The organism is Neorhizobium lilium, assembly GCF_004053875.1.
Taxonomy (GTDB): Bacteria; Pseudomonadota; Alphaproteobacteria; order Rhizobiales; family Rhizobiaceae; genus Neorhizobium; species Neorhizobium lilii.
This window is the reverse complement of record NZ_SBIP01000005.1, coordinates 157005-173552: the sequence shown is the minus strand read 5'-3', so window position 1 is coordinate 173552 and position 16548 is coordinate 157005. Positions and strand designations below refer to the sequence as shown.

Sequence of the window (16548 nt, the reverse complement as noted above, 5' to 3'; positions counted from 1 at the left end):
GCGGAGAAACCCTCACCGATGCCGGAAGCAGGCCGACAGATGATGGAGCGAGATACGAGGAGAGCTGAGGGCAAGCCGCGGGGATTCCCGACAGGCCGCCGCCCTACCGCGCGCCTTCGCATGGCTGCTGCCGCGTCTCTGATCGGCATTCTGCTCTCGGGCTGCCAGTCCGTATTCGACCAAGCCTATACGCCCAATGTCGCACCGTCCGATTCGCCGCAGATCGTCGACGAAGTCCAGAAGAACGATCCCCGCGCGCAGATGGGTGCGAGAGAACATCCCCGTATCGTCGCGAGCTATGGCGGCGAGTACAAGGATCCGAAGACGGAACGGCTCGTGGCCCGCATCGCAGGTGCGCTGACGGCCGTTTCGGAAAATCCGAACCAGTCGTTCCGCATCACCATTCTGAATTCTCCAGCCATCAACGCCTTCGCACTGCCCGGCGGCTATCTTTACGTCACCCGTGGTCTCCTGGCGCTTGCCAACGACGCCTCCGAAGTGGCGGCTGTGCTGTCCCACGAAATGGGACACGTCACCGCCAACCATGGCATCGAGCGGCAGCGCCGCGAGGAAGCGGAAGTCATCGCCAGCCGGGTGGTAGCAGAGGTTCTCTCCAGCGATCTGGCCGGCAAGCAGGCGCTGGCGCGCGGCAAGCTGCGTCTCGCCGCCTTCTCGCGCCAGCAGGAATTGCAGGCCGATGTGATTGGCGTGCGCATGCTCGGCGAAGCGGGTTACGACCCCTTTGCGGCAGCGCGCTTCCTGGATTCCATGGCCGCCTATGCCCGCTATTCCTCGGTGGACCCGGATAACGACCAAAGCCTCGACTTCCTGTCGAGCCACCCGAATTCCGAACAGCGTGTAGACCTTGCCCGGCGCCATGCACGTAATTTCGGTCAGGAAGGCCAGGTGGGCGACCGCGGCCGCGACTATTTTCTGGCCGGCATCGATGGCCTGCTCTATGGCGACAGCCCTCAGGAAGGCTATGTTCGTGGCCAGACCTTCCTGCATGGGGGGCTGGGCATTCGCTTCGATGTGCCGCCGGACTTCCGCATCGACAACAAGGTCGAAGCGGTTCTCGCAACCGGCCCTGGCGAGACGGCCATCCGTTTCGATGGCGTTGCTGCCGGCGATACGACGAGCCTCCCGAACTACCTGACGAGCGGCTGGGTGGCGGGTCTCCAGCCGGCGACGGTCAAGGAGATTACGGTTGCCGGCATGCCGGCTGCAACGGCGCGGGCCTCGGCTGACCGTTGGGATTTCGATGTGACCGTCATCCGCGTCAACAATCAGCTTTTCCGCTTCCTGACGGCCGTGCCCAAAGGCAACACCACGCTGGATGCAACGGCAGAGACGCTGCGCAGCAGCTTCCGCAAGATGACGCCTGAGGAAATTGCAAGCCTGAAGCCTTTGCGGGTCCGTGTCGTTACCGTCGGCACCAGCGATACGATCGCATCCCTTTCCAACAGGATGATGGGCACGGACCGCAAGCTCGATCTCTTCAAGCTCATCAACGCGCTACCGGCCGGAGCAACACTCTCGGTCGGCGACAAGGTCAAGATTATCTCGGAATAGAATGCGGCGCCTCTACGCCGTCAGCAGACGGCGGCCATCTGAGGGTTGGCGGTGACGAGCGCCGACTTCAGCTTCTCGATCGCGCGGCTTTCGATCTGGCGCACCCGTTCCTTGGATATGCCGAGTTCCGCCCCGAGCGCTTCCAGGGTCGCGCCGTCATCCGTCAGACGACGAGCCCGGATGATCTTCTTCTCGCGGTCGTTCAGCTTGGTCAGCGCGCCCTGCAGCCACTTCAGGCGGCGCTCGCCATCGATCATTCCAGAAACCTGCTCGTCCGGAAGCGGTTCCCCACTTGCAAGCATATCGAGCCGCTCGCCGCTATCTGCGTCGCCGGCAATAGACGGCGCCTGCAGGGAAGAGTCATTACCGGAGAGCCGGGCATCCATGGTCTGCACGTCCGAGACACTTACCCCCAGGGCTACGGCGATCTCCTCGTGGATAGCGCGGGCTGTCAGGCTGGAATCACCGCGTGCAAGCTTGGCGCGCAGCCGGCGAAGATTGAAGAAAAGCGCCTTCTGAGCCGAACTCGTGCCGCCACGGACGATCGACCAGTTGCGCAGGATGTAATCCTGCATTGATGCACGGATCCACCAGCTGGCATAAGTGGAAAAACGAACGTCGCGTGCCGGTTCGAACCTTGCCGCAGCTTCAAGCAGCCCTACATAACCCTCTTGTACGAGGTCGCTCATCGGCAGACCGAAGCCGCGAAATTTCGATGCCATTGCGATGACCAAACGCATATGCGCCAGTGCTATCTGGTTGCGAGCATCCTGATCCTGGCTGTCCTTCCAGCGGACGGCAAGATCGCGCTCTTCTTCGCGCGCTAGGTACGGAGCCGACATCGCGATCTTGATCATGGTGCGGTCTGCGGACATGGCTGACATCGTGTTCTCCGTAACGGGTGCGGTCTGCAAGGCAGCGGGAAAACGAACCGGAATGTCCCAGTGGCGAGAGGGCGCATTGCGCGGTTTCTGCTGGTCCTGCTCCCTCGTGAGATCTGCGGAAATCACATCCCATCAGGATGGCACGCGCCCCGCCGACTTGATTTGTGAGGGCAAACTGGAGCAGCACCATGCAGCTTCAGTTCGCCGTTCGGCGGGGGGAACGCCAAATCGGCGAAAAAGTTCCAATAAAAAAACCCGGCACGAAGGCCGGGCTTTTTGCAGAAGAGGGAAAAAGCTTATGCAGCTTCTTCCTGAGCTTCGTCTTCTTCAACGGTCTTGCCGCGCTTGGGACCCTTGGCAAGGTTGCTCTCGACGAGGCGAACAGCTTCCGTTTCCGACATCTTGTTTACGGCTGCGATCTCGCGGGCCATCCGGTCGAGTGCAGCTTCGTAGAGCTGGCGCTCCGAATAGGACTGTTCCGGCTGGTTTTCCGCACGATAAAGATCGCGCACCACTTCCGCGATGGAAATCAAATCGCCAGAGTTGATTTTGGCGTCATATTCCTGCGCCCGGCGCGACCACATAGTGCGCTTGACGCGTGCTTTACCCTGGACGACCTTGAGCGCACGCTCGACGAAATCGGTCTCGGACAACTTGCGCATGCCGATGCTGACGGCTTTGCCGACCGGCACTTTCAGGCGCATCTTGTCCTTCTCGAAGTCGATCACAAAAAGCTCAAGCTTCATGCCCGCTACTTCTTGCTCTTCGATGGCGGTGATAGTACCAACGCCATGAGCCGGATAGACGATAGATTCGCCGGTCTTGAAGCCCGGACGTGCGGGAGAATTCTTCTTCAGTTGAGTCGTCATACGTTTAGCTAACTCCCTTCAACTCACCCGTTGTACGGGTCGGGAACCGGGTCTGTCAGGCCCGGATGAGACGGGGGAAACCGTCGGGTCACTCCATACTGGTCCGAACAACGCGCGCAAAAACCAGATCCCTTCGCGGAGCAGCGACGGCCAACGTCATAAGGTTGAATGTCACGGATTGCGCGCTCAGGATGGTCTGTTGCTTTCGCGATGTTTTTTAGGCACGCCAGTGCCGTCTTGTGGAACAGTAGCCACTACTTACCACAAAAAACTGCCGAAATCAATAATTTGGTTTTGCATGTGCGCAGTCCGCCACATTTGGCAACTGCACAAGGAAAGGGCAAATGATTCGTACCCTCTGGCGAGAGTGATAGGCTCAGTCGCCTGAGCCCGCCTCGGCCGAGAAAAATTTCTCGAACTTGCCTTCCACGCCGTCCATCTCTTTCGCTTCCGGCAGAGGCTCGCGCTTGACCGTGATGTTGGGCCAGACCTGCGCATATTCGGCGTTGACCTTCAACCACTTGTCGAGACCAGGCTCGGTATCCGGCTTGATTGCCTCGGCGGGACATTCCGGTTCACACACGCCACAGTCGATGCACTCGTCCGGATGGATGACAAGGAAGTTCTCGCCCTCGTAGAAGCAATCGACGGGGCAAACCTCGACGCAATCGGTGTACTTGCAACGAACGCAATTGTCGGTCACGACATATGTCATGCGGCACTCCAGATCATCATGATATCTGCCGGTGCTGGCTGCGCTTGATGCCAACAGGCAGAGAATCGGCAGCTCGCCTGTGACACAGGCGGTCCGCGGCTGTTCATCCGTCAGCTAGAGCCTTTGCAGGTGTTTAGCAAGGATAAAGCATGCGCAAATAGGCGCAGTTGCAGATGGATTTTTCAATCGGCGTCGTCGCTAAAGTCACCGAACAGCCGGTCCACTGCCCGGCGGTCCTTCTTGGTTGGGCGGCCACTGCCCGGCTGCCTCTGTGCCTGCTCGAACAGGCTAAGCTTCTTCACCTCTTCAGGCGGCGGCGTCAGGTCGTCATAGAGAAGGCGCGCCTCCTCGAAGGGACCGCGTCTTTCACCTCCAGCCTTGACCACAAGAACGAGGTCCCGCCGCTCCAGCTTGAGCGAGACCTTGTCGCCGGGCTTCACTTCGAAGCTCGGCCGCGGAACCAGTTCGCCGTTGACGCGCACATTATTGGAGTTCACGAGCGCTTGCGCAATCGACCGAGACTTGGCCATGCGCGTAAAGAAGAGCCACTTGTCGATCCGCTGTCTCGCGTTCGGGTGTGGCTGCTTCTCGTCCATCGGCGTTACTTCTTCATCTGCTCCTTGAGGGCAGCGAGCTTTGCGAAAGGCGAATCGGGATCAATCGGCTTCTCCTTGCGCGGAGGCTTGGCCTCGAACCGTGCCGGCTGCGGCCCTTTGCCACGCTCCGGACGGTCGTTACGCTCGCCGCGTTCCGGACGGTCAGGACGTCCGCCCTCCGGCCGGCGGTTATTGTCGCGGGCAGGACGGCCACCATCCCGCCGCTCACCACCATTGGCATTACCACCAGGGGCGCGAGCTTCGCGCTGCCCGCCGCCATCACGACGTCCATCGCGGCGGTTCTGGTTCTGGCCCTCTTCGCCGGTGCTCGCCCGCTGGCCGCCGGCATTGCCGCGCCGTTCGCCATTTGCTTGTGGCCGGCCGCTGCGCTGGTTGGTTTCCCGTCCGCCGCCCGGACGCCACAGAAGAACAGGCTTCGGCTCTTCCGCTTCCGCCGGCTTTGCGGTCTCGGCATCCTGGGACGCTTCCACGTTTTCAGTAACCGCTGCGACTTCATCAGTATTTGGCTCGGCTTCGACAGCCTCCGTCGCGACCACGTCCACCGTAGCAACAGGCTCGGCTGCGGCAGCTTCGGCGACAGGCTCGGCTGCAGAAACCTCTGCCGGAGCCTCCGTCTTGTCGGCGCCATCCGCTGCCTCGTTGGAAAGCTCGACGCTCCCGCCGGACTCGGCAGCAGGGGCTTCAGTCGCAGCGACTGCCGGAGCAGGCGCGCTCTTATCCTGGCCCGCAAGATAGGCCTGAGCTTCTTCCGGCTTCACGGCATCGGCACGATAGCCGAGACCTTTGAGAATTTCTTCCATGTCGTCCGGCGTGGCGCCGAGAATGGAAAGCATCGCCGTGGTGGTGGTGAACCGGCGACCGTCATAGGCGCCTTCGGGGCGCGAAGGCGAACCGGGCTTCCACTGCAGCAGCGGCCTGATGAGGTCGGCCAAGCGCTCCAGGATATCGATGCGAACGGCGCGCTTGCCGAGGAAACGAAACCCGGCCAGCTTGTAGAACATCCGCTCGAAGGTGGGATCGGCAACCACGGAGGTGCGGCCGGCCGCAAGCGCCGGAATAAGGTCGCCATAGCCGGGCTTGTCCAGCCCGTCGTTCTTCAAGGCCCAGAGCAGGGTGATGAGTTCGGCAGGGGCCGGCTTCAGCAGCGCCGGCATGAAGACGTGATAGGCGCCGAAGCGGATGCCGTAGCGGCGCATGGAAGCGCGCGCATCCTGATCCAGCGACTTGACGTCCTCGGCCACATCGCGACGGAACAGAACGCCGAGATTTTCCACCAGCTGGAAGGCAAGGCCCTTGGCAAGGCCATTCAGATCTTCCGCGCGCGACAGATCGTCGAGCGGCTTCAGCACGGTCGCGATATGATGATTGACGAAGCGTTCGATGCGGGCGACCACATGCTCGCGGGCATTGGCCGTCAGCTGCTCGTCGGCCAAGAGGATGACGCGCGGCCGCATGATGTGATCGCTCGCGGCAAGACGCGCAACAGGCTCGCCGACCCAACGGACAAACCCGTCGGAGCCAACGGCAAGGTCGCTATTGCCGGAAGCGTAGAGGCGCGCAGCCCGAGCCTCGAACTCAAGCGACAGGGCTTTATGGGCAGCCGACTGCACTGCCTTCGCATCCGGTCCCTCGGCCCCCGAAACCGGCGTGAACCGGAAACCGGCCAATTGCCCTACGTGATGACCTTCCACGAAGACATCGCCATTTACACTGATTTCAGCTTCCAGCATCGCATTCTCTCTTAGGCGCTTCATGAGCACAGATGTCCTGCGATCAACAAAGCGTTTCGTCAACCGTTCATGTAACGCGTCCGACAACCTATCCTCGATTTCCCGTGTCTTTTCTTGCCAGTGTGTCGGATCAGCAAGCCAGCCGGGACGGTTCGAAACATAGGTCCATGTTCGGATCTGCGCGATTCGGGCGGATAAAGTGTCTATTTCCCCATCAGTCCGATCGGCGCGGCGAACCTGTTCTGCCATGAAATCTTCGTTCACAGTGCTGAACCGGACAAGATCGGAAAAAAGAGTCGAAATAAGGTCCGCATGCTGCGCCGGCGCGATGCGTCTGTAGTCCGGCAGCGCGCAGGCCTCCCATAGCTTCTCCACCCGTGCCGGCGTGGTTGCCGCATCTCGGATTTCCGGATAGCGCGACAGGTGGTCGAGCGCCTGCAGGTCGGTCGCCGGAAGAGCCCGCGTCAGGCCCTGGACGGTCGGCGCCACATCGAGGCTGGCGCGCAAATCTTGGATCGAGGAAAAATCGACGTTCTTGGAGCGCCATTGCAGCACTTTCACCTGATCGAAGTGATGGCCCTCGATCCGCTCCACCAGTTCCTCGTCAAACGGCGCAACCTGCCCGGTCACCCCGAACGTGCCATCGCGAACGTGACGGCCAGCTCGGCCGGCGATCTGCGCAAGCTCACCCGGATTGAGATTGCGGAACTGGTAGCCGTCGAACTTGCGGTCCTGCGCGAATGCCACATGATCGACGTCGAGGTTGAGCCCCATGCCGATCGCGTCGGTAGCAACCAGATATTCCACATCCCCATTCTGGTAGAGCTCGACTTGCGAATTGCGGGTGCGCGGACTCAGGGCACCCAGGACGACCGCCGCCCCGCCTCGCTGACGGCGGATCAGTTCGGCGATCGCATAAACCTCGTCGGCCGAAAAGGCGACGATGGCGGAACGTTGCGGAAGCCGCGTGATCTTCTTCTGGCCGGCGTAGAAAAGCTGCGACAGCCTGGGCCTCTCGACCACATTGATACCCGGAAGCAATTTCTCAAGAATGGACCGCATGGTCGCAGCGCCGAGCAACAGCGTTTCATCCCGGCCTCGCAGGTGCAGGATCCGGTCGGTGAAGATGTGTCCCCGCTCCAGATCGCCCGCTAGCTGCACCTCGTCGATTGCCACGAAGGAAGCCTTGGTCTCCCGAGGCATGGCTTCGACCGTACACACGGAAAAACGGGCATTGGGCGGAGTGATCTTTTCTTCGCCGGTCACAAGGGCGACCTGCGACGCGCCGACCTTTTCCACGACTCGGCCATAGACCTCGCGCGCCAGCAGACGCAAAGGAAGCCCTATGACACCCGTGCCGTGAGCAACCATTCGTTCGATGGCATAATGCGTCTTACCGGTATTGGTGGGTCCGAGCACCGCGGTGACACCGCGCCCGCTCAATATCAGAGGCTGAAATTTCAAAAGCCGAATTCCGCGTGTCGAAGCGCTTGCAGCTCGGCATTCGTCAGGAAGGCCGCAGCTCCTTCACACATGGCCATCCTTCAGAGCAAAGGCAAGCCGGAGGGAGGAAAACGACCCAACTTACCTGAACTAAACGATCCAGGACCAATCGACATTCAGGTTTCGGTCGTGGCGCTAGCGGATTTTGTTTCTGAACAGGAGGGAAGGCTGCAGTGGAGCCTTTCCTCCACAAGGCCTTTCCGACGTCTTCAGGGGCAAAATCCGCCGCGTCCCGAAGGGATATGGTGAAAATCGCCCATTTCTGCGTCGCGAAGCCTCAATGGATATAGGATCCACCTTCGGTTTCGCTCCTAGAACTGAACGATTTTGCTCATACCACGCTCCAAATCCTGAATGTCGATTGGTCCTAAGGGAACAGAGGTGAACGAATCGGCGACAAATCTAGGATTCAGCATTTGTTCCGGCTAGATCTTGTGGCAATGGAGTTCGCTCAAGCCAGATCCTGAATCAGGACCGAAAGGCGGCGCGAAATGCGCAAACAGGCGCGGGCTCATAGACCTGAAACGGAGTCAACAGCTTGATCTGGATTCGTTTTTCCGATTTGGGCGGAGCTCTGCAGGAACCCCTGGAAACCCCAAGGTTAAAGAAACGACGTTTCGCCGTAAGATTAGTTACACTCACAGAGGCTACTAGATCTGGTCTCGACCTTAAACCCGTCGAGCATGTGCTGGCCGAACGTGCTAACGGCCCGTAACGTCTGTTAACCAGATGTGACGGCATCATCTTCAACTTCTGGAACAAATTTCAGATCGCCACGTTCCCTCGCCACAAGATCACCGGCTTTAATGTGGAGTAGACAGCATGCTCGGTACGATACTGCTCATCATTCTCATCCTTCTCCTGGTTGGCGCGCTGCCAAATTGGGGTTACAGCCGCGCTTGGGGCTATGGTCCGTCTGGTGGACTTGGTCTCGTTGTGCTGATCATCATCATTCTCCTGCTGATGGGCAGGATCTAATCGCGGCTGGCCCGCAACAAAGGGAAGGGAAAACTAAAATGAAAAAGATTCTGCTCGTAGGCGCTCTGGTCGGAACGCTCGCCTCCTGCACCTCCACTGAAAAAGGCACGGCAATCGGCGCCGGCACCGGCGCTGTCATCGGTGGCGCAGTCACCAACAGCTGGGGTGGCGCAGCAGTCGGCGCAGTTGCCGGCGGTCTGGTTGGCGCTGCAATCGGCGAGTCCCAGAAGCATCCGGGCTATTGCGTCTATCGCGACCGTTACGGCCGCACCTACGAAGCACGTTGCCGCTAATAGGCCGCTTCGAACAATCACCGGCGCCCGAGCAATCGGCGCCGGTTTTCTTTTGGCAGAATGAGATCCTGAAGACGCTTCTTCAGCTTGCCACGTACTGCCCGCCATTGGCGCTCAGCGTGGAGCCGGTGATGAACCCGGCCTCGTCCGAAACAAGGAAGACCACGCAGCGTGCGATCTCTTCCGGCTCACCAAGGCGCCCGAGCGGGATCTGCGGCAGGATTTTCTCATGCAGCACGTTCTCCGGGATGGCGCGCACCATCTCGGTGCCGATATAGCCGGGGCATATGGCGTTGACGGTGATGTTGCGGGTCGCGCCCTCAAGCGCCAGGGCCTTGGTGAAACCCAGATCTCCCGCCTTAGCGGCCGAATAATTCACCTGACCCACCTGGCCTCTCTGGCCGTTGATCGACGAAATATTGACGATCCGCCCGAAACCTCGTTGTCGCATGCCACTCCAGACCGGATGCGTCATGTTGAACAGGCCGGTGAGGTTGGTGCCGATGACGTCATTCCACTGCTGCGGGGTCATCTTGTGGAACATGTTGTCCCGCGTGATGCCGGCATTGTTGACCAGCACCTCGACCGGGCCAAGCTCTGCCTCGACCCGCGCCAGCCCTTCGACGCAGGCGTCGTAGTCCGATACGTCCCACCGGAAGACAGGTATGCCCGTCTCCGCGTGAAAGGCGGATGCTCTTTCTTCATTGCCGGCATAGTTCGCCGCGACCTTGTATCCCGCCGCTTTCAGCGCAACCGAAATTGCGGCGCCGATGCCGCGCGTACCCCCGGATACCAGTGCTACTCGAGCCATGAAGAGCCGCCCTTTTTGCCTTCTCATCCGCCCTAATCGCGGATGACCCTGATCCGAAAAGCTTTAAAGCCGCCCGTCACGGCCATAAATATCGTTCACATCGCTTCCAGGCACATTGCGATGCCCATGCCGCCGCCGATGCAAAGCGTCGCCAACGCCTTCCTGGCATTGCGGCGATTCATCTCGAACAACAGTGTGTTGAGGATGCGCGCGCCCGATGCCCCGATCGGGTGGCCGATGGCAATGGCACCGCCATTGACGTTGACGATGGAGGGATCGAGCCCGAGTTCCTTCACCACTGCGCAGGATTGCGCCGCAAAGGCTTCGTTGGCTTCCACCAGATCGATATCCCCGATTTGCCAGCCGGCTTTTTCGAGCGCCCGGCGCGAAGCCGGAATGGGCCCAGTACCCATGATCTGCGGATCGACGCCAGCCGTTGCCCAGGATACGATGCGAGCCAGCGGCGTGATGCCTCGACGGCCAGCCTCTTCCTCCGTCATCAGCACGGCTGCCGCCGCGCCGTCATTGAGGCCGGAAGCATTCGCCGCGGTCACTGTGCCGTCCTTGTCGAAAGCCGGACGGAGCTTGGCCATGGCCTCCATCGTTGCCCCGGCACGAATATATTCGTCCTGATCGACCGTCACGTCGCCCTTGCGCGTCTGGATGACGAAGGGAATGATTTCATCCCTGAACCGCCCGGCAGCCTGCGCCGCCTCCGCCTTGTTCTGGGAGCCTACCGCGAAACGGTCCTGCTCTTCCCGCGACAACTGCCACTGCCGAGCGATATTCTCACCGGTGATCCCCATGTGATAGCCGTGGAAGGCGTCAGTCAGGCCGTCCTTGATCATCGTGTCGATCATCTTGAAGTCGCCCATCTTCACGCCGCCACGCAAATGTGCGCAGTGCGGCGCCATGGACATGGATTCCTGCCCGCCGGCCACGATGATCCTGGCGTCGCCGAGCGCGATCTGCTGCATACCGAGCGCTACAGCGCGCAGGCCCGAACCGCAGAGCTGGTTGACTCCCCAAGCCGTTGCCTCTTGCGGAACGCCCGCCTTCATAGCTGCCTGGCGCGCCGGGTTCTGTCCCTCGCCGGCCGGCAGAACCTGGCCTAAAATGACCTCATCGACTTCGGACGCATCCACGCCGGCGCGCTCCAGCGCGCCTTTGATCACCGCTGCTCCAAGTTCATGGGCTGGAATATTGGCGAAGGCTCCATTGAATGAGCCCACGGCGGTGCGCGCCGCTGCAGCGATCACGATGGATGACGTTGTCATGGTATCTCCTCAGTTTTTCCGGCGCGAGACTGTCAAAGCTCGGACCGGCTGTCAAACCGCTGGCAGAAAGCGTTGCTCTTGAGCAAAGCTCCTGCAATGCCGGTCTTTGCTGCGCAACAAAGCTGTCGCCGCGCCGCACAAATTTGATTGTCAGTCTGCTTCATTTGGGCTTACATTCTCGTTGGGAGAAGACGCCATTTCATAAAAACGAAGCATAGTGGCGGCGCAGGAGGCACTCATGGCGAAACACGAAGGCGAAATTATAATCAAGAAATACGCCAATCGGCGGCTCTACAATACCGGCACCAGCACTTATGTCACCCTCGAAGATCTCGCCAAGATGGTCAAGAAGGGAGAGGAATTCAAGGTTCAGGACGCCAAGACGGGCGAGGACATCACCCATTCCGTTCTGACCCAGATCATTTTCGAGCAGGAATCGAAGACGGGCAACACGCTTCTGCCGATCTCGTTTCTACGCCAGTTGATCTCCTATTACGGCGACCAGATGCAGATGGTGGTTCCGACCTTTCTCGAACATTCGATGCAGGCCTTTACTGACCAGCAGGTCCAGATGCGCGATCAGATGACCCGCGCCTTTGGCGACACACCGCTCACCAAGAACTTTCAGGCTCCCATTCAGATGATGGAGGAGCAGGTTCGGCGCAACACCGATCTCTTCCGCCAGGCAATGCAGATGTTCACGCCATTCGCAGCGCCAGCCCCGGCTCCCACGCCCGCGCCTGCCGCCAGAAAGGGCGAGAACAAGGATCTCGACGAGCTGAAGGAACAGCTGAAAGCCCTGCAGACCCGGCTCGACAGCATGGGCACCTGATTAGAGGCCGATCGAAACGTCGCGCCCTGCAGCCCGGACGGCCACGGCAAAGCCCCCGATCACATCCACCAGCGTAATCGTCATCAGAATGAAGAAGACCTGCGTTGCCGCATCGCGCACCAGCAGGAATTCCACCAGATAGACGATGAAGACCAGCATGGAGAGCATGTGGTTGAGGAGCGACCCGCGGCCGTTCCGGCTTGCCTTGAGGATTTCCACGAACAGGAAGACGAGGGCCACGACGATCAGAAGATCGCCGATGGTCATCGTCCAGTCGGCGCCAGACAGCATCTGCAGCGAGATCATGACCTGGCCGAGGCCCGAGACACCGCCTCCGCCCATGACCCCGATCATGCCGAGATTGTAGAGCACGAGCGGGATGACCGTCAGCGGCAGGGCAGCAAGCATGGAAGGACTCCGGAAGGCGAAAGAGGCATGCAGACTGTGCGGCTTACTGGCCGGTTCCGCAAGCGCAAGACAATAAAAAAGGCCGGCAGAGCCGGCCTTCGATACGTCAAAAGAAGGCGCTTACGCGCTTTCCTTCGGCGTCAGAACCTGGCGACCGCGGTACATGCCGGTCTTCAGATCGACGTGATGCGGACGGCGCAGTTCGCCGGAATTCTTGTCTTCGACATAGGTCGGAGCCTTGAGCGCGTCAGCGGAGCGGCGCATACCGCGCTTCGACGGGCTCGTTTTTCTCTTCGGTACAGCCATTTCAAATACTCCACTTTCGTGCAAGACGTCATCCCCGGCCGGAACTTGAGGCCGGAATGGCATGTCTCGATCTCGGAAATTTGGGCGGCTTATACATGCCCCACCGGGCTTTGACCAGTCCCCGGCAGGATTTTTTCCCGCTTGCTGCAGCTAAGCCTCGTCTTCGGGCACGATCCAGCTCTCCTTCAATGCGGCCTCACGCCAGGCGATCCAGGCCGGGTGAGCCTTAACCGCATCCATATAGGCAATCGTTCCGGCATCTGTCACCAGGTCGTAGACGTCGAACCGGTTGACCACGGGCGCGAACATGGCGTCTGCCGCGGTGAAGCTGCCGAACAGAAAGGGACCGCCCGATTTCGCCCGCAGATCTTCCCATATCGTCTTGATCCGCGCCACGTCTTCGGCAAGGCCAGCCGGCAGGTCGATCTTGCCCTTGGGCCGCCGCATGTTCATCGGGCAGGCATTGCGCAGCGCGCGAAATCCCGACAGCATTTCCATGGAAATGGCCCGGGCCACCGCGCGGTCGTCAGCAGCCTTCGGCCAGAGCCCGTGTTCCGGAAAAAGCTCCGCCGCATACTCGATGATCGCCAGCGACTCCCAGACCCTGACCTCTCCATGGTGGAGCACCGGAACCCGCCCCGTCGGAGAGATCTCCTTGAACTTCGGGTTTCCCGCCGGAAAGTCGAAGGGGATGAGCACTTCCTCGAAGGGCACGCCGGCGGCAGTCAGCGCGATCCACGGACGGAAGGACCAGGAGGAATAGTTCTTGTTGGCGATATAGAGGGTGAGTTTTTCCATGACGGTGACTGCGGGTCCTTCATTCATTGGCGTCGAGTATCAGCAATTCGTGGAAATGGTTCATGTCCTCGAACATGCAGAAGGCGGGCGGCGTGAGTTCAAGCACAGGCTGACGGCGCTGCAGGTCTGCAGCGACCTCGTTCAGCATCGCCTGCCAGCGCGGCAGGGCCTCGTCATCCAGCCGTTCGATGACATAGGCGAAGGTGATGTGGAAGGGATAGGTGTCGTGGTCCGGATGACGAAAACCAAGCAGCCGGGCAAGCGTATCCCGCCATGTCCGCATGATCTTGCGATCCTGTTCGGTGCGCCCGTCCACCAGAAGGCCGGACGGCCGGGCGCCGATGACCGTAACGTCGAAGGGGTCAGCCGCTGGCAGCCCTTCTAGGCGGGCCGCAAGGATCTCGTGCATGTCCTCTACCGGCGTCTCGAGCGGGATATCCTGCGGCCAGAAGGCCGAGCGACGGCGGTTGTCGAGAATGCCCTGGAACAGGGTCATGTGCAGACTGGCGATCGGCGTGAAGAGGAACTGCCCCGCCTCCGGCATGTCAAGATACCGTTCGCGTGCCTCGATCAGCGCCGTCTGCGTCTGCGAATTCTTGGCGACGTGGCAGACGATGGTATTGCCGGGCTCCGGAAGAAAGCCGCCCCGGGTGCGATAGCGGGTGCCGAGATGCAGTGGCGGGTTCGGGTTATGCGTCTTCGAATAGGCAAGGAGGTCTGGGGAAAACTGGCTAAAATCCATGAGGCGATCCGTCCGTGGTCTCTGTTCGTATGGCCACTACGACATTCATGAGAATGCCAGATGACCATGGCGAGGTTTAGGACCAATCGACATTCAGGTTTCGGGCGTGGCGCGAGCGGATTTTGTTTCTGAACAGGAGGGAAGGCTGCAGTGGAGCCTTCCCTCCACAAGGACTTTCCGACGTCTTCAGGGACAAAATCCGCCGCGTCCCGAAGGGATATGGCGAAAATCGCCCATTTCCGCGTCGCGAACCCTCGATGGATATAAGATCCACCATCGGTTCCACTCCTCGAACTGAGCGATTTTCCCTCATACCACGCTCCAAATCCTGAATGTCGATGGGTCCTAGAGACAAGTTCTGATCTCACCCATAAATGCACTTGATGTATTCCCCCGATCCGCGTGCCCTGCGCTCTACCACGCCTGACAGGCGCTGAACGCCCCGGCTTGGCTTGCCCGCCACGCGGGTGATGGGATTGGGCAGGGATACCGCCAGAAGTGCTGCCTGCCGCACAGTGAGCTTGGACGCCGGCACCTTGAAGTGATATTGCGCCGCAGCCTCGGCACCGTAAATTCCGGGACCCCATTCGGCGACGTTGAGATAGATTTCCATGATGCGCCGTTTCGACCAGACGAGGTCCGCCCCAAGCGCCAACGGCAATTCCATTCCCTTGCGGATGAAGGAGCGGCCGTTCCAGAGGAACAGGTTCTTGGCGGTCTGCATCGGGATGGTGCTTGCGCCGCGTGTCGATTCTCCATCCAGCGTATCCTGGACGACGCCGCGCATCTGGTGCCAGTCGACCCCTGCATGGAAACAGAACTGACCGTCCTCGCTCATCATTACGGATCTGACCAGGTTCGGAGAAATCTGGTCAAGGCTCACCCATCTGCGATCGTAGCCGCGGAAACTGACTAGATCCGCCACCATCAGCGTCGAAATAGGATGAATGAACGGCAGTACATAGAAAATGATCAGCAGATAAGGCAGAAGTACCAAGGCTACGACGCCGATCAGGATCCTGCGGATCAGCGATGGCGAAAACAGCTGCCGGCGCCGTTCCGTCACGGCCGGCTCCTCTTCCTCAGCATGCTGTTCCGGTGTGATGTCCAAGGTGCCGCCATGTGCTGTTTCAAACTACATACCTGCTGCCGCGAACGGAGGCGAGTCCGCTCATGAAACTTCCGTCATGCTGGTAAATCACCGTTGCGACTCCACGGCCTCCGTGCCAAACACCCCCAATGACCAAGGCCGCCACCACTTTCGAAACCCGCCTCAAAACCACGGCTTCCGACGTGGAGACCCTGCTGTCTTCTCTTTTGTCCGATGCACCTCTGGTTGGCGAAATTGCGCGCCCAGCTCAGCTGATGGCGGCCATGCGCCACGGCTCGCTCAACGGCGGAAAGCGGCTGAGACCCTTCCTGGTGGTCGAAAGCACTCTCCTTCTCGGAGGATCGGCCGAGGCAGCGCTGCGGGTGGGGACGGCACTCGAATGCCTGCATTGCTATTCCCTGATCCATGACGATCTGCCGGCCATGGACGATGACGATCTGCGCCGCGGCCAGCCGACCGTGCATCGGGCCTTTGACGAGGCGACCGCCATTCTGGCCGGAGACAGCCTGCTGACCTACGCTTTCGACATCATCGCCGCTCCCGAAACGAAGCTCGATGCTGCGGCAAAGATGGAACTCGTGCTGGCACTGGCGCGCGCGGCAGGCCCCGGCGGCATGGCCGGCGGCCAGGCACTCGACCTTGCGGCGGAAAAGCAGGCGCCGGACGAATTGGGCGTCATGACCCTGCAGGCCATGAAGACGGGTGCCCTGCTGCGGTTCGCCTGCGAAGCGGGCGCCATTATTGCGCAATCAAGCGTGGAAGACCGCGAGGGGCTGCAGGCATTCGGGCGGACCATCGGTCTTGCATTCCAGCTGGCCGACGACCTTCTGGACGTAACCTCCGACGCCGCGACCCTGGGCAAGGCAGCCGGCAAGGATGCCGGGCGCGGCAAGGGCACGCTCGTCGCGCTGCACGGGGTGGACTGGGCCGAAGCGCGACTCGAAGCCCTGACGGCAGAGGCGGTGGATCTGCTTGCGCCCTATGGCAAAAAAGCGTTGATATTGCAGGAAACGGCACGCTTCATCGCCGGCCGGGAAAATTAAAGCGTATCGCGATCTTTCAGATTCGCTCCTCACGCTTTAAGTCTTTGGTTCGTCGCATG

General features: G+C 60.4%; 17 protein-coding genes. 5 read left to right on the top strand and 12 right to left on the bottom strand.

The annotated features are described in order from the left end of the window. Positions 1 to 120: 120 nt before the first annotated feature. Positions 121 to 1572 (top strand): M48 family metalloprotease, encoded by a 1452-nt coding sequence (locus EPK99_RS21635; protein ID WP_128445171.1) that lies wholly within the window; start codon positions 121 to 123, stop codon positions 1570 to 1572. Between the two features lie 20 nt (positions 1573 to 1592). On the opposite strand, the gene EPK99_RS21630 is transcribed toward EPK99_RS21635, so the two are convergent. The 5 genes from EPK99_RS21630 to EPK99_RS21610 all read right to left on the bottom strand — a co-directional run bounded on the left by EPK99_RS21630 (position 1593) and on the right by EPK99_RS21610 (position 7860). Then, positions 1593 to 2456: an RNA polymerase factor sigma-32 gene (locus tag EPK99_RS21630; protein ID WP_128445170.1), complete on the bottom strand. Its 864-nt coding sequence runs from the start codon at positions 2454 to 2456 to the stop codon at positions 1593 to 1595. A 296-nt stretch (positions 2457 to 2752) separates the two neighbouring features. Next, positions 2753 to 3325: a CarD family transcriptional regulator gene (locus tag EPK99_RS21625; protein ID WP_128445169.1), complete on the bottom strand. Its 573-nt coding sequence runs from the start codon at positions 3323 to 3325 to the stop codon at positions 2753 to 2755. 376 nt (positions 3326 to 3701) lie between these two features. Continuing rightward, positions 3702 to 4040: a ferredoxin FdxA gene (fdxA, locus tag EPK99_RS21620; RefSeq protein WP_128445168.1), complete on the bottom strand. Its 339-nt coding sequence runs from the start codon at positions 4038 to 4040 to the stop codon at positions 3702 to 3704. A gap of 182 nt (positions 4041 to 4222) precedes the next feature. Continuing rightward, a complete protein-coding gene (locus tag EPK99_RS21615; protein ID WP_128445167.1) occupies positions 4223 to 4636 on the bottom strand; it encodes an RNA-binding S4 domain-containing protein in 414 nt (137 codons plus the stop codon). 5 nt (positions 4637 to 4641) lie between these two features. Further along, positions 4642 to 7860, bottom strand: a complete 3219-nt coding sequence (locus tag EPK99_RS21610) for a helicase-related protein (protein ID WP_425374231.1) — start codon at positions 7858 to 7860, stop codon at positions 4642 to 4644. Between the two features lie 852 nt (positions 7861 to 8712). Between EPK99_RS21610 and EPK99_RS21605 the strand changes: the two genes are divergently transcribed. Both EPK99_RS21605 and EPK99_RS21600 read left to right on the top strand, forming a co-directional pair. Continuing rightward, a complete protein-coding gene (locus EPK99_RS21605; RefSeq protein WP_128445165.1) occupies positions 8713 to 8868 on the top strand; it encodes a DUF3309 family protein in 156 nt (51 codons plus the stop codon). A gap of 38 nt (positions 8869 to 8906) precedes the next feature. Next, complete coding sequence (locus EPK99_RS21600) at positions 8907 to 9161, top strand: YMGG-like glycine zipper-containing protein (RefSeq protein ID WP_128445164.1); 255 nt, start codon at positions 8907 to 8909, stop codon at positions 9159 to 9161. Positions 9162 to 9243: 82 nt separating this feature from the next. Here EPK99_RS21600 and phbB read toward each other — a convergent pair whose 3' ends face one another. Further along, a complete protein-coding gene (gene phbB / locus EPK99_RS21595) occupies positions 9244 to 9972 on the bottom strand; it encodes a beta-ketoacyl-ACP reductase (protein ID WP_128445163.1) in 729 nt (242 codons plus the stop codon). A gap of 95 nt (positions 9973 to 10067) precedes the next feature. Beyond that, positions 10068 to 11249 (bottom strand): acetyl-CoA C-acetyltransferase, encoded by a 1182-nt coding sequence (locus tag EPK99_RS21590; protein ID WP_128445162.1) that lies wholly within the window; start codon positions 11247 to 11249, stop codon positions 10068 to 10070. A gap of 238 nt (positions 11250 to 11487) precedes the next feature. Between EPK99_RS21590 and phaR the strand changes: the two genes are divergently transcribed. After that, positions 11488 to 12081, top strand: coding sequence for a polyhydroxyalkanoate synthesis repressor PhaR (phaR, locus tag EPK99_RS21585; RefSeq protein WP_128445161.1), 594 nt, complete (start codon positions 11488 to 11490; stop codon positions 12079 to 12081). On the opposite strand, the gene EPK99_RS21580 is transcribed toward phaR, so the two are convergent. The 5 genes from EPK99_RS21580 to mtgA form a co-directional block, all read right to left on the bottom strand. Continuing rightward, positions 12082 to 12489: a hypothetical protein gene (locus tag EPK99_RS21580; protein ID WP_128445160.1), complete on the bottom strand. Its 408-nt coding sequence runs from the start codon at positions 12487 to 12489 to the stop codon at positions 12082 to 12084. It abuts the gene before it with no gap. Positions 12490 to 12609: 120 nt separating this feature from the next. Further along, a complete protein-coding gene (rpmF, locus tag EPK99_RS21575; RefSeq protein ID WP_118850970.1) occupies positions 12610 to 12795 on the bottom strand; it encodes a 50S ribosomal protein L32 in 186 nt (61 codons plus the stop codon). A gap of 150 nt (positions 12796 to 12945) precedes the next feature. After that, positions 12946 to 13593 (bottom strand): glutathione S-transferase family protein, encoded by a 648-nt coding sequence (locus EPK99_RS21570; protein WP_128445159.1) that lies wholly within the window; start codon positions 13591 to 13593, stop codon positions 12946 to 12948. Between the two features lie 19 nt (positions 13594 to 13612). Next, positions 13613 to 14335, bottom strand: coding sequence for a DUF1868 domain-containing protein (locus EPK99_RS21565; protein WP_128445158.1), 723 nt, complete (start codon positions 14333 to 14335; stop codon positions 13613 to 13615). Between the two features lie 364 nt (positions 14336 to 14699). Further along, entirely contained in the window at positions 14700 to 15446 is a 747-nt protein-coding gene (gene mtgA, locus EPK99_RS21560; RefSeq protein WP_425374229.1) for a monofunctional biosynthetic peptidoglycan transglycosylase, read from the bottom strand. A 128-nt stretch (positions 15447 to 15574) separates the two neighbouring features. On the opposite strand from mtgA, the gene EPK99_RS21555 reads away from it, so the two are divergent. Further along, on the top strand, positions 15575 to 16489 hold the full coding sequence (locus tag EPK99_RS21555) for a polyprenyl synthetase family protein (protein ID WP_128445156.1): 915 nt from the start codon (positions 15575 to 15577) through the stop codon (positions 16487 to 16489). The last annotated feature ends 59 nt before the right edge of the window (positions 16490 to 16548 follow it).